The sequence below is a fragment of the Lutimonas saemankumensis genome, assembly GCF_020171465.1.
Classification (GTDB): domain Bacteria; phylum Bacteroidota; class Bacteroidia; order Flavobacteriales; family Flavobacteriaceae; genus Lutimonas; species Lutimonas saemankumensis.
Genome location: NZ_JAIUZR010000003.1, coordinates 1297821 through 1310240 on the forward strand (window position 1 = coordinate 1297821; position 12420 = coordinate 1310240).

At 37.2% G+C, this 12420-nt stretch carries 15 protein-coding genes; 9 read left to right on the top strand and 6 right to left on the bottom strand.

Annotated features, from left to right (window positions below):
- Nucleotides 1–8: 8 nt before the first annotated feature.
- Nucleotides 9–740: a biotin--[acetyl-CoA-carboxylase] ligase gene (locus tag LCM02_RS07320; RefSeq protein WP_224927668.1), complete on the bottom strand. Its 732-nt coding sequence runs from the start codon at nt 738–740 to the stop codon at nt 9–11.
- Between the two features lie 75 nt (nt 741–815).
- On the opposite strand from LCM02_RS07320, the gene rsfS reads away from it, so the two are divergent.
- From rsfS to LCM02_RS07360, 8 genes are read left to right on the top strand one after another with little or no spacing between them, the layout of a single operon-like run.
- Nucleotides 816–1190, top strand: coding sequence for a ribosome silencing factor (rsfS, locus tag LCM02_RS07325; RefSeq protein WP_224927669.1), 375 nt, complete (start codon nt 816–818; stop codon nt 1188–1190).
- Nucleotides 1191–1211: 21 nt separating this feature from the next.
- Entirely contained in the window at nt 1212–3218 is a 2007-nt protein-coding gene (ftsH, locus tag LCM02_RS07330) for an ATP-dependent zinc metalloprotease FtsH (protein ID WP_224927670.1), read from the top strand.
- 39 nt (nt 3219–3257) lie between these two features.
- Nucleotides 3258–3857, top strand: coding sequence for an LUD domain-containing protein (locus LCM02_RS07335; protein ID WP_224927671.1), 600 nt, complete (start codon nt 3258–3260; stop codon nt 3855–3857).
- 4 nt (nt 3858–3861) lie between these two features.
- Nucleotides 3862–4683, top strand: a complete 822-nt coding sequence (locus LCM02_RS07340; protein ID WP_224927672.1) for a phosphatidate cytidylyltransferase — start codon at nt 3862–3864, stop codon at nt 4681–4683.
- Entirely contained in the window at nt 4683–5333 is a 651-nt protein-coding gene (locus LCM02_RS07345) for a phosphatidylserine decarboxylase family protein (RefSeq protein ID WP_224927673.1), read from the top strand. The genes LCM02_RS07340 and LCM02_RS07345 overlap by 1 nt, the downstream gene beginning before the upstream one ends.
- Nucleotides 5333–5602, top strand: a complete 270-nt coding sequence (locus LCM02_RS07350) for an acyl-CoA-binding domain-containing protein (protein WP_224927674.1) — start codon at nt 5333–5335, stop codon at nt 5600–5602. The genes LCM02_RS07345 and LCM02_RS07350 overlap by 1 nt, the downstream gene beginning before the upstream one ends.
- Before the next feature lie 31 nt (nt 5603–5633).
- Complete coding sequence (locus LCM02_RS07355; RefSeq protein ID WP_224927675.1) at nt 5634–6257, top strand: YceI family protein; 624 nt, start codon at nt 5634–5636, stop codon at nt 6255–6257.
- Between the two features lies 1 nt (nt 6258).
- Nucleotides 6259–6675, top strand: coding sequence for a VOC family protein (locus tag LCM02_RS07360; RefSeq protein ID WP_224927676.1), 417 nt, complete (start codon nt 6259–6261; stop codon nt 6673–6675).
- A gap of 24 nt (nt 6676–6699) precedes the next feature.
- Here LCM02_RS07360 and LCM02_RS07365 read toward each other — a convergent pair whose 3' ends face one another.
- Nucleotides 6700–9336, bottom strand: coding sequence for a valine--tRNA ligase (locus LCM02_RS07365; protein WP_224927677.1), 2637 nt, complete (start codon nt 9334–9336; stop codon nt 6700–6702).
- A 112-nt stretch (nt 9337–9448) separates the two neighbouring features.
- On the opposite strand from LCM02_RS07365, the gene LCM02_RS07370 reads away from it, so the two are divergent.
- Nucleotides 9449–9898, top strand: coding sequence for a DUF1573 domain-containing protein (locus LCM02_RS07370; RefSeq protein ID WP_224927678.1), 450 nt, complete (start codon nt 9449–9451; stop codon nt 9896–9898).
- Nucleotides 9899–9925: 27 nt separating this feature from the next.
- Here the strand turns inward: LCM02_RS07370 and LCM02_RS07375 are convergent, their stop codons facing one another.
- From LCM02_RS07375 to LCM02_RS07390, 4 genes are all read right to left on the bottom strand, one after another.
- On the bottom strand, nt 9926–11254 hold the full coding sequence (locus LCM02_RS07375; RefSeq protein WP_224927679.1) for a PDZ domain-containing protein: 1329 nt from the start codon (nt 11252–11254) through the stop codon (nt 9926–9928).
- Nucleotides 11255–11350: 96 nt separating this feature from the next.
- On the bottom strand, nt 11351–11689 hold the full coding sequence (locus LCM02_RS07380; protein ID WP_224927680.1) for a hypothetical protein: 339 nt from the start codon (nt 11687–11689) through the stop codon (nt 11351–11353).
- Nucleotides 11679–12029 carry a phage holin family protein gene (locus LCM02_RS07385; protein WP_224927681.1) on the bottom strand — a complete coding sequence of 117 codons (351 nt, stop codon included), beginning with the start codon at nt 12027–12029 and terminating at the stop codon, nt 11679–11681. Before LCM02_RS07385 ends, LCM02_RS07380 begins: the two co-directional genes overlap by 11 nt.
- A 19-nt stretch (nt 12030–12048) precedes the next feature.
- Nucleotides 12049–12411, bottom strand: coding sequence for a YtxH domain-containing protein (locus LCM02_RS07390; RefSeq protein WP_224927682.1), 363 nt, complete (start codon nt 12409–12411; stop codon nt 12049–12051).
- Nucleotides 12412–12420: the final 9 nt, after the last annotated feature.

Sequence of the window (12420 nt, forward strand, 5' to 3'; positions counted from 1 at the left end):
AAAGGAGGTTAAAGGTAACTCACTTCTTTAAAATTATAAGAATCCATTGCCCCGTTCTCTCTTTCGATCTGAAGCATTCCCTGGTGGTTAACGCCTCTTATTAATCCTGAAAACAGTTCACCTTTTAAATTTTTAAAGGTATGGACTTTGTCTTTTCTGTAGAGATCGGCTTCGTATATTGATTTCAGTTCGTCATATCGGTTTTCAAAAACCAGTTCGAACTTATTTTGAATGGAATTGAGAAGGTCCTGAAGAAAAATTTCAAGATCTGTCTCTGAACCTGTGAGTTGTTTCAATGAGACGGCATTAGGAAGTTCATTAGAAAATGATTCCTGATTGACATTAATTCCGATACCAATGATACTTTGACTAATTTCACCTCCCAAGAGGGTATTTTCGATAAGAATACCTCCAAGTTTACTCGAGACTGACATTATGTCGTTAGGCCATTTGACAGTTAATTTCGGTAAATTAAACCTTTTCAAATAATTGTGAATACCTGAAGACACAGCGCAATTCAGCATAAACTGATCCTCAGCCCTTACACCTTCAAGTTTCACTAATATGCTACATATCAGGTTTTTACCTTTTTCTGATTCCCATACAGCTCCTTTTTGACCTCTCCCATTTGTTTGGAATTTTGCCGTTACAACTGTCCATTTACCCAATTTTTCATTTTTAGACAATTGCTTTAAATAAGAATTTGTTGAATCTATGGCATCAAGTTTGAATAGATACATGTGTAATATTGCAATTATAGAACATCTAAAGTGACAAAAATGTGATACATTTGCAAGAAATTTTGAAACAATTTAATGGCAAAAAAAATAGTTAGTTCGGATCTTTTGATCACAGAAGTTATTAAGGGAATTGAAGACGTAAAAGGAGAGAATATTTCTATAATTGATCTAAGAGAAATTGAAAATACTGTTTGTGAATACTTTATTTTGTGTGATGGGACCTCCAACACACAGGTTAGTGCCATAGCAGCCTCTGTACAAAAAAATGTTAGCAAAAGTCTTAAAGACAAGCCCTGGCATGTGGAAGGGGATAGTAATGCGGAATGGATTTTGATCGATTATGTGAACGTAGTTGTCCATGTGTTTCAAAAGCATGTCAGAGAATTCTACAAGTTGGAGGAGCTTTGGGGTGATGGCAAAATTACAAACATTGAAAACGCTTATAAATAGCGTCAACGTTAAACTTATCAAATGAAAAAAGAAGATACAAATAAGGATAATAACTCACCATTCAAGCAATTTAATTTTAAATTCAATTTTTACTGGATCTATGGAATTATTTTTGCTTTGCTGATTGGTTATCAACTGGTTAACAGTTCAGATCTGGCAAGCAATAAACTCACACAAAATGAATTTAAGGAAATCCTTAATGACAATGACATTGAGAAGATACTTATCGTAAACGGCGATATTGCTCAACTTACCATCAAAAGTGAAGCCCTGAATACAAAGGACAAGTATAGTAAGTACAAGAACCCTGGTATTTTTGGACAAACGGGTCCGGTCTATATTTACGATTTTGGAGACCTTCAGAATTTCGAAAAAAATCTGGAAGCTGCGCGCACAGAATTTGATCTAGACTTCGATAAGGACAACACAACCCGAACAAGTTTTTTCGATTCATTCCTTGTTTGGCTACCCTTTATATTCATCATTGGTCTTTGGATCTTCTTTATGAGAAGAATGTCCGGAGGTGGCGGTGGTGGCGCCGGTGGTCAGATTTTCAATATTGGAAAGTCTAAAGCAAAAGTTTTTGACGAGAATGCAAAGGTCAGGACCTCATTTAAAGATGTTGCAGGTCTTGAGGGAGCTAAAGAAGAAGTTCAGGAGATAGTTGATTTCCTGAAAAACCCTGAAAAATATACCTCCCTGGGTGGAAAAATACCGAAAGGAGCTCTTTTGGTGGGCCCTCCCGGAACCGGTAAAACCCTCCTTGCTAAAGCAGTAGCCGGGGAAGCTGGAGTACCATTCTTCTCCCTGTCAGGATCTGATTTTGTTGAGATGTTCGTAGGAGTTGGAGCCTCAAGGGTGAGGGATCTTTTCAAACAGGCGGCCGCAAAATCACCTTCTATCATATTTATTGATGAAATTGATGCTATTGGTCGTGCCCGAGGAAAAAATAGTATTACAGGAGGAAACGATGAAAGAGAAAATACCCTGAACCAGTTACTGACAGAAATGGATGGTTTTGGAACGGATACCAACGTTATAGTTATTGCCGCTACCAACAGAGCTGATGTGTTGGACAAGGCCCTTATGAGAGCGGGAAGGTTTGACCGTCAAATTTACGTTGACCTACCGGACAAAAATGAAAGAAGACAAATTTTTGAGGTACATGTGAAACCTTTGAAACTTGCCAAAGATGTTGACCTTGACTTTTTATCCAAACAGACTCCAGGGTTTTCTGGAGCTGATATTGCCAATGTATGTAATGAATCTGCATTGGTGGCAGCAAGAAAAAGTAAAAAAAGTGTTCATCACCAGGATTTCCTGGATGCAGTGGACCGAATAGTGGGAGGTCTTGAAAAAAAGAATAAGATCATTACGGATAAGGAAAAGAAAACAATCGCATATCACGAGGCCGGACATGCTACTGTGAGCTGGATGCTTGAACACGCTGCTCCGCTGGTAAAAGTTACTATAGTTCCAAGAGGAAAGTCCCTTGGAGCGGCCTGGTACCTTCCTGAAGAAAGACAAATTGTTGAGACCGACCAGATGCTTGATGAAATGTGTGCCACCCTAGGGGGTAGAGCAGCGGAAAAGGTAATGTTTGATAAAATTTCTACAGGAGCCTTAAATGATCTTGAAAAAGTTACGCGTCAGGCAAGGGCAATCGTAAGTATTTACGGATTGAATGATAAAATAGGTAATATAACCTATTACGACTCGAGTGGTCAAAATGAATACGGGTTTACAAAACCATACAGTGAGCTAACGGCGCAGACCATTGACGAGGAAATTTCCAAAATAATAGAAAAACAATACAACAGGGCGATTAAAATTCTTCAGGACAACAAGAACAAACTAATTGAACTTGCTGAGATTTTGACGGAGAAGGAAGTAATTTTTGAAGGGGATCTGAAAAAGATCTTTGGTGAAAGGCCCTTTTCTAAGGAAATTGAAGCAAATCAAAAAACTTCTGAATCAAAAGATAAGGAAAGTTCGGAGGAGGAAATTGCTGAGGAAAATTCAAAATAATCAAAGTGTTTTTGTACATTTGGACAATACAAATTGATTATGAGTTTTTTCAATAAGTTTTTTAAAAATATCGTTAAAACTTCTCAGAAAGAGGAAATCCAAAAGAAGCAAGAAGGAGAGGATGAACTCTCAATCGATGAACTTTTCGTTAAAAAATTCATCCATAAAGGAGGCAAGTTTTTATATTGTTCTGAATTGGATGAGGTTGAAAGAAATTTAATTCAGGTACTGGAAGAAAATCAATGGAACAATGTGATTTCTTTCAATGAGGAACTTAGAGAATTGCTCACAAAAATAAAAAGTGCCAAGACCAGTAAAATTATTCCCTCCTTACCTTTTATGACCTATTGTGAATGTTTAATTGCCAACGACGGAAGCATTATGTTTTCGTCCAGACAGTTAAAGGATAAAAAACTAAAAGACCTTCCGAATAATTTTATAGTTTACGCAAAAACCAGTCAAATCGTCAAAGATTCACGAGACGGAATATCAGGTATCAGGAACCGGTCTGAAAAGAATTCTCCTACGATTATCAGTTCTATTAAAGATTTCATTGTAAACAAAACCGAGACTGATTTTATGAGTTATGGCAATACTAATTCCAAAACTTTATATTTGTTGCTGCTAGAAGACTTATAAATTCATGAACAACTTTACCAAACGTATTGTATTTGGCCTTCTTTACGTAGGTCTTATAATAGCTTCAACCACGTTGGGAGCCGTTTATTTCTACAGCCTGTTTTTGGTTTTCATGATGCTTTGTATTTACGAATTTATCAAGATAATCGATTTAAAAAGTATTTATCCCTATCTTCTGGGAGCCACTTCTTTTTTTACAGCGGTTATTTCAAACAATAATCTGGTGGTATTTGAAGATGACTCATCTGAGAAATTGATTTTATCAGTTTTTATGGCTGCCGTATATTTCTCTTTTATACTTGCCCTGGTTTCTTCGAGAAAGATTGGAATACAATACCTTGGAAAGAATTTTTTGACCCTGATGTACATCATTGTGCCATTTTCCCTGTTAATCAAGATCCCCTACCTGAATTTTGAGGGAAGATTCGATACCTCAATTATTATTGGAATTTTTATTCTCATATGGAGTAATGATGTGTTTGCATTTTTGATTGGAAAGAATTTTGGAAAACATAAACTGATCGAAAGGGTTTCACCCAATAAAACGGTGGAAGGATTTTTGGGAGGATTCATTTTCACCTTTATCGCCGGTTATATTGTTGCCAAATATTGCCCGAGCATACAGCCACTCCAGTGGTTCACAATTGCCATATTGGTGAGTACTTTTGGAGTTTTAGGAGATTTGATTGAATCCATGTTTAAACGTCAGGCCAAAATCAAGGACAGCAGTAATTTACTTCCGGGTCATGGAGGTTTTCTAGATAGGCTGGATAGTGTTATCTTTGCTACTCCATTTATTTTTATTTATCTATTTCTCACTACCTAATGTTTCATAAAGAAGGTTTCAAGATTATATTGATAAGCGCCCTCATCGTGGTGGGCGGAATTTTATTAGTTGACAATTTCATCTCAAACTACTGGCTTCAAAAATCCCTGATGATTCTTCTGCTGGTTTTCTTTATACTCATCCTGCAGTTTTTTAGGGATCCCAAGAGAAATACCGTTTTGGATGACAATCATATTATTGCACCGGCTGATGGAAAAGTAGTGGTCATTGAGGAGGTTGTAGAAAAGGAATACTTCCAGGAGAAAAGACGTCAGATATCAATATTCATGTCACCACTCAATGTCCACGTAACTCGATATCCTGTTTCAGGCCTTGTAAAATACAGCAAATATCATCCAGGAAAATATCTGGTTGCCTGGCACCCGAAATCCTCTGAAGAAAATGAAAGAACAACGATTGTAATTGAAAATAAAGTTTCCGGAGAAATACTTTATCGTCAAATTGCTGGAGCTCTGGCCCGAAGGATCGTAAACTATGCGAAATCAAATAATCAGGTGATTCAGGGTGAAGATGCCGGATTTATTAAGTTTGGTTCCAGAATAGATATTTTTGTACCTTTGGAGATGAAGATTGAAGTGAAACTAGACCAAAAAACAAGAGGTGGTGAAACCATCTTGGCCTCTAAATAATGGATGATCTGGACAGAAGATTTAAAAAGGCTTTTGACATTGCATCGGCCATGACAAAAAAGTTGCCGCCAGACATCATGCTTCAATTTTATTCCTACTACAAACATGCAACCACAAAAGACTCTATGGTTATTCCATCGGGAAATGACATGGTTCGTAACGCATTCAAATTAAACGCTTATTTTCAGATAGCCAATATATCGGCGGATGATGCGAAAAAAGAATATATAAAACTGGTTGAAAAATATACCGGTAAAAAAGTTGAATAAATAGAATTACTACTAAATTAAAACTAAGAAAATGAAAAAGATCACACACTTTTCACTTGTCATGTTTATGGCTATTTCCTTGACCTATTGTTCGAAGGAAAAAAAGGAAACAACGGATGCTGTTAAAGACGATACAGCTAAAATTTCAGTGAATAAAGATTTGTCCTCTGTTACCTGGACTGCCTATAAAACAACTGACAAAATTCCTGTAAAGGGAACATTTAAAGAGATCAATGTTTTGAAGGCAAATAACGGATCTACCGGGGTTGAGGCACTGGAAGGATTTGAATTTGAGGTCCCTGTATCAAGTATTTATTCAAAGGATACAATACGCGACGGTAAACTTCAAAGATTCTTTTTTGCCGTAATGGAAAACTCAATGAAGTTAAAAGGTAAGTTTCAGATACAGGATGACAGCAATGGAAATATTGCATTCACGATGAATGGATTGACAAAAGACCTTCCTTTTACTTACGAGATTGACAAAGACACAATCAATATTAATGCGACGATGGACCTGAACACATGGCAGGCACAAAAAGCAGTGGAATCCATAAATGAGGCATGCCTGGAACTTCATACCGGGCCGGATGGAGTGAGTAAAACCTGGGATGTTGTTGGTATAGCGGCTAAAATAGTAACAAGCGCCAAATAAAATGAAAAAGGTAACGGGAATAGGAGGAATCTTTTTTAAAAGTTCGGATCCTGAAAAAATGAAAGAATGGTACAATAAAAACCTTGGACTGGTCATTGACGCTTATGGCTCTCCTTTTGAGTTTAGAAACGCTAACGACCCAGAAAAGATCAATTACCTTCAATGGAGCCCGTTTAAAGAAGATACCTCCTATTTCGAACCTTCAAAAAAGGATTTTATGATCAATTACCGTGTAGCCAATCTGGAAGCGCTGGTGAAAGAATTAGAAAAATCCGGTGTTACCATATGTGACGAGATTGAGACTTATGAATATGGTAAATTCGTCCATATTATGGATCCTGAAGGCAATAAAATAGAATTGTGGGAGCCGGTCGATCAAGTCTTTACCGATAGCCTAAATGGCAAAACAACCAAATAAATCTCAATTCTATTTAAAATCAGTTTAGCTTTTCAGGGCAGCAAGGCTTTGCTCCAGCATATTGATTTTTGCCAGTGCATCGGCCTCCTTCTTTCTCTCCATTTCAATTACCTTTTCCGGTGCATTGCTGACAAACCTTTCATTGGCCAGTTTCTTCTGTACAGATGCTAAAAACCCTTTGTGATAAGCCAATTCCTCTTCCAATTTGGATCTTTCTTCCTCTATGTTGATTTCCTCTTTAAAAGGAATGAAAAACTCATTAGAGCCCACCCTAAAAGTTAGAGCGTTTTCTATTTTTTCGTCGATCTCTATAAGTTTTGAAATATTGCACATCTTTCCAATCAAAGCGTAAAATCCAGTTTCAATGGATTCTTTTTTCAAAACAAAAAGATCAAGCTTTTCTTTAAAAGAAATATTCTTTTGCTTACGTAAATTCCTCACAGCTGATATAATTTCTTTTATGACTTCAAATGATTCTAAAATCGATTCGTTAAAATCTCCTTGCTCAGGGTACTTTGAAACGATCAATGCCTCATCTGTATTTCTTTCCTTAAAATATTGCCAGATTTCCTCTGATATAAATGGCATAAATGGATGAAGTATTTTAATATTGTCTTCAAAGAAGGCAACGGTGGCTTCAAATGTAGCACTGTCCATAGACTCTCCATATTGTGGTTTGACCATTTCAAGATACCACGAAGAAAAATCATCCCAAACCAGCTTATAAATCGCGGTAAGTGCATCTGACAACCTGTATTGATCAAACTGCTCATTTACAAACTTTAAGGTCTTATTGAATTTTGCCTGATACCATTCAATGGCCATTCTCGATGAATCAGGTTGATCGGAATCTGAGTTGACTTTCCATCCCTTGACCAACCTAAAACCATTCCATATTTTATTCGCGAAATTTCTACCTTGAAGCATCAATCCTTCATCAAAAAGAAGATCATTTCCGGCTGCTGAACTCATCAATATTCCTGCTCTTACCCCGTCAGCTCCGTAAGACTCCATTAATTCAACCGGATCCGGTGAATTTCCAAGAGATTTGGACATTTTCCTTCTCTTTTTATCGCGCACCAGACCTGTCAGGTAAACATGTTCAAATGGTTTCTCATCGGCAAATTCATAACCTGCAATAATCATGCGTGCCACCCAAAAGAAAAGGATGTCAGGTCCTGTAACCAGATCATTGGTAGGGTAATAATATTTAAAATCCTTATTTTCAGGATTATTGATTCCATCAAAGACGCTAATGGGCCATAGCCAGGACGAAAACCAGGTGTCCAGAGAGTCTTCGTCCTGCCTAATGTCTCCAGCCTTTAAGTTTTTGTTTCCTGTCTTCTCTTTAGCTATACTAAGGGCCTCTTCGGCATTTTCCGCAACGACATAATCACTGGTCCCTTCAGAATAATAATAGGCCGGAATTCTATGCCCCCAATACAATTGTCTTGAAATATTCCAGTCCCTGATATTCTCCATCCAGTGCCTGTAGGTATTCACAAATTTATGTGGGACCAATTTTACCTCCTCTTTCTTCAGGACTGCTTCGATCGCCGGTTTTACAAGATCCTCCATTTTGAGGAACCACTGTTCTGAAATCTTTGGTTCAATGACAGCCTTGGTTCTTTCTGAGGTTCCTACTTTATGCATGTAATCTTCAGTCTTCACAAGAAAACCCTTTTCCTCAAGCTCTTTTACGATTTCTTTCCTCACCTTGAACCTGTCCATTCCTTCATAATGAAGTCCCTGCCTGTTTAAAGTTGCGTCATCATTAAAGATATCAATGACCTCCAGATTATGTTTCTCTCCTATTTCTTTGTCATTTGGATCATGTGCCGGGGTAATTTTTAAACTACCCGTTCCAAATTCTCTGTCTACATATTCATCCTCAATAATAGGGATGGAACGGTTTACAATAGGAACGATTGCTTTTTTTCCCTTTAGATGAAAAAAACGTTCATCTTCTGGGTGGACACAAATAGCTGTATCTCCCAAAATGGTTTCAGGCCTTGTGGTAGCAATCTGAACCACCTCCTCACTGCCTTCTATGTTATAGTTGACATAATATAACTTACCGGGCTGTTCAACATAGATAACCTCTTCGTCACTTAAGGTGGTTTTTGCTTCAGGATCCCAGTTAACCATTCTGTAACCTTTGTAAATCAGCCCCTTTTCATGCAAATTGACAAACACTTTGTTCACCGCTTTGTTGAGGTCTTCATCCATGGTAAACTTGGTTCGCTCCCAGTCGCAGGATGCTCCAAGTTTTTTCAATTGCTCAAGAATAAGACCACCATGTTCTCTTGTCCAGTCCCAGGCATGCTCAATAAATTCTTCTCTGCTCAATTCTGATTTTTCAATACCCTGGGCCTTTAATTTGGCTACCACCTTTGCTTCTGTCGCGATCGAAGCATGGTCCGTTCCCGGCACCCAGCAGGCGTTGTATCCCAGCATTCTTTTTCGACGGATCAAAACATCCTGAATGGTATTATTTAACATATGCCCCATATGCAATACACCGGTCACATTTGGAGGAGGAATAACAATGGTGTAAGGTTCCCGATCATCGGGCTCCGAATGAAAATAGTTATTTTCCATCCAGAATCGGTACCATTTCTCTTCTACCAATTGTGCATTGTATTTTGCAGGTATATTCATTTGTTAAATTTTTGTCAAATAGTGTGCAAAATTACAATTTTAAGCAATAAATAGGTTGTTTTAAAGTTAGATTTATTGCAAAAAGTATTAATTTTAGCGCAAATTATTTATCATGAAAAAAATACTGATTTTATTATTTATTGGAGTAATGTCTATCCCAATGAACGGACAGACAAAAGAAGATATTAAAAAAGATTACACAGGTCCTGTATTTGAATTTGAAACGAAGGTGATCGACTATGGTGAAATTGCAGCAAATTCTGATGGAAATCGTGTATTCAAATTTAAAAATATCGGGAAATCACCGTTGATTATTTCCAAGGTTAAAGGAAGCTGTGGATGTACAGTACCAACAAAACCTGAAGAACCAATTATGCCTGGAGAAACTGGAGAAATAGGAGTAAAATACGCAACCAATAGAATCGGACCGTTTTCAAAAACCATTACAATAAGCTCAAATGCCTATGAGCCTCAAGTGGTTTTAAAGATTAAAGGAAGAGTCCTTGAAGAAGGTTCAGGTGATCTTCAAAAGAAAAAAGCGATTGTCTCAGAATCCAACTAAATAAAAGCCCTTTTTCAAGGGCTTTTTTTATAGGAGGCTTTTAAGGTAAAATTCGTACCTCAGGTGTTCCCCTCTTCGATCAACAAGTAATTTGATCTTCTTATCATCCCTGGAAGAAAACAAATAAATGATTTCTTCCATTTTTATTGAATAGGCTGGCTTGCCATTAACCTCCAGTATTATATCACCTTCAAGTAATCCCGCCAAATGGGCAGGGGAACCATGTCTGATATTCGAAATCTTATAACTGGGCTTGTAAGTCAATCCATAGGTGTAAAAGATATCCGTGATATTCTGCGCCTGATTCTGATTGGGTTGGATAGGCTTGAATTGTCTATGTTCCTTCACAAGAATTTCCCCTCCATAAATCAGTTCAATTCCACTTTTGTTATAAAGAAAGGGAGCGTTAAAATACCGGCTTACTTTCCTCAGGGTAATTTTACTTCCTGAATAATCCATAATTACCTGAAATCTTTTTAATATCTCCGCTCCAAGCGTGCCATTGCGATCTTTGTTGGCATGAACTCTTACTATGGAGGTTGAATCCGGATAGGAAACAGTTGCATTCTCAAATTCAAATGTTCCAATTTTTAATTTTCTGATCAGACTCCTTTTACCACTTATATCACCGCTTAGTCCCCTTCCTAAAAAATCCTCAAAATAATTATCCCCGATCAAGATATTCGGATTTGAATGAGGGAATAACCATAAGGAGTCTCCTCCTCCGGAATCGATAAGTAATTTTACCGAGAACTCCTTCCCAAGATGATTTTGTACGATTACATCAATAAAAGGCTTGTTGTTATAAAAGTCCAGGGGGAACGTTTCACATCCTTTACATTTTGACAGGTCATAGGTGCCAGGTTTATAAAATGTCAATTTCTTGCTTCCATAATTGATCTTAATCACAAAATCTCTGAAAAGATCACCTCCAATGATTCCGTGAATATCCATTCCCATTTTCGCGGACAAGTCAAATAATTCATCAGTGATAACAAAGACCGAAAGCGATGGGTTTACAATGCTCTTCATTTTAAAATAATTACCTCTTGAAGACAAGGCATTTATTGTACTACCCTCTCCTAACCCCTTTAATTTAAGCTGATTGACATTCTTAAGTTGAATTGAATCTTCAATTTTAAGATTAAATAACATTGTTTTTTTTACCCCCGTATCCAGTAGAAAAGAAAGTTTAGCGCCGTTGATCTCAGCGGTAACCACAATCATGTTGTTAACCAGCCTAAATGGAACCGATTCTAATTCTTTACTGTTGTCAGAAATCAAAAATCTACCTTGAGCCTGAAGAAACAGGCAGGTGGTCAAGAGTAGTATAGTCAGCGAAAATTTCTGAAACATGATGGTATGTAAAATAGCAATAGGAATGTAGTACAAAATTGAGAGATGACCATAATTTTAAGAAATATTTAGCTTTTAAGCCAAGGTCAAATCCTGCTATTTTTTGACATACTCGTTAATCTTCTGAAGTATAAAGGGGACCATTTCTTTAGCAATAATGAAAGCCACAAAAAACTTTCTGGTTTTCTTATTCGCCATTAAAAAAGAACTGAGCAGGTTGATTGCCGCCGATTTATAATGATCCAGTGAAACTGACTCCATAGAACTCCTGAGGGAGCTCTTAAAGGAACCTCCCTGAAGTATAGCTGCAGGAATGGAAATTATCGGATTACTAAGAATTTCTTCCTCCTGCGCTTTTATTTGAACTGACAACTTCTTTTTAGCCGCATTAAGCTCTTCGAATGTTGTAATCCGCTGGTTAAATTTACTCCTCATACTCTATGGACTCGTTAAAATCATCATCATCCGTCAAAGCAGATTCGACGATCTTGTCTTTTATTTTCAACTCTATACGCTCTTTTGCAAAAGCAGCATAAACAACAAACAAAATCACATAAACCAAACCCACCAGAGCAAATCCGATGACTTCGCTTTCAAAAAAAGTAGCAAGCCAAAATGCCAGTGCAATACTGAACATAAGCAATATCAGTAAGCCCATAACCAAAAGCAGAAACGAGCTGACTAATCCTGCTGCCACATTGGCGATTGCCCCGATAATATTAAATTTAACCAGTTGAATTCTGTTTTCAACATACTGTTTCAGCAAATCTATCATCAGTTATGTCAACCTTAAATTAAATTGAATTGGCATTCGCTTCAACGGTTTTGGCTTCTTTTTTCAAGGAATCGATCTTTTCTGACAATTCCTTTTCAAGATCTTTTACTTTTGCCGCCACCTGGTCGTACTTCTCTTTTACAGAAGTTTTCATGTCACTAAATTTTTCTTTAAAATCCTTTAGCGACTCATCGTCCAAATCTTTAATTTTTTTTGACAACTCATTAAATTTTTTGTCAAAATCACTCTTCAATTCTCCAGCCTTTTCAGAAAGATTTTCCCTTGTTTCCTTTCCGGAAGCGGGAGCTAGGAGCAATCCTGCCACTGCACCTGTTGCGGCTCCTAAAATGAGACCTAACAACAATTTTGAATCACTAGACATAATACATTG

Excerpts from the sequence above, each read along its gene's own strand:
- LCM02_RS07320 (WP_224927668.1), bottom strand. The coding sequence starts at position 740 with ATGTATCTATTCAAACTTGATGCCATAGATTCAACAAATTCTTATTTA.
- rsfS (WP_224927669.1), top strand. The coding sequence starts at position 816 with ATGGCAAAAAAAATAGTTAGTTCGGATCTTTTGATCACAGAAGTTATT.
- ftsH (WP_224927670.1), top strand. The coding sequence starts at position 1,212 with ATGAAAAAAGAAGATACAAATAAGGATAATAACTCACCATTCAAGCAA.
- LCM02_RS07335 (WP_224927671.1), top strand. The coding sequence starts at position 3,258 with ATGAGTTTTTTCAATAAGTTTTTTAAAAATATCGTTAAAACTTCTCAG.
- LCM02_RS07340 (WP_224927672.1), top strand. The coding sequence starts at position 3,862 with ATGAACAACTTTACCAAACGTATTGTATTTGGCCTTCTTTACGTAGGT.
- LCM02_RS07345 (WP_224927673.1), top strand. The coding sequence starts at position 4,683 with ATGTTTCATAAAGAAGGTTTCAAGATTATATTGATAAGCGCCCTCATC.
- LCM02_RS07350 (WP_224927674.1), top strand. The coding sequence starts at position 5,333 with ATGGATGATCTGGACAGAAGATTTAAAAAGGCTTTTGACATTGCATCG.
- LCM02_RS07355 (WP_224927675.1), top strand. The coding sequence starts at position 5,634 with ATGAAAAAGATCACACACTTTTCACTTGTCATGTTTATGGCTATTTCC.
- LCM02_RS07360 (WP_224927676.1), top strand. The coding sequence starts at position 6,259 with ATGAAAAAGGTAACGGGAATAGGAGGAATCTTTTTTAAAAGTTCGGAT.
- LCM02_RS07365 (WP_224927677.1), bottom strand. The coding sequence starts at position 9,336 with ATGAATATACCTGCAAAATACAATGCACAATTGGTAGAAGAGAAATGG.
- LCM02_RS07370 (WP_224927678.1), top strand. The coding sequence starts at position 9,449 with ATGAAAAAAATACTGATTTTATTATTTATTGGAGTAATGTCTATCCCA.
- LCM02_RS07375 (WP_224927679.1), bottom strand. The coding sequence starts at position 11,254 with ATGTTTCAGAAATTTTCGCTGACTATACTACTCTTGACCACCTGCCTG.
- LCM02_RS07380 (WP_224927680.1), bottom strand. The coding sequence starts at position 11,689 with ATGAGGAGTAAATTTAACCAGCGGATTACAACATTCGAAGAGCTTAAT.
- LCM02_RS07385 (WP_224927681.1), bottom strand. The coding sequence starts at position 12,029 with ATGATAGATTTGCTGAAACAGTATGTTGAAAACAGAATTCAACTGGTT.
- LCM02_RS07390 (WP_224927682.1), bottom strand. The coding sequence starts at position 12,411 with ATGTCTAGTGATTCAAAATTGTTGTTAGGTCTCATTTTAGGAGCCGCA.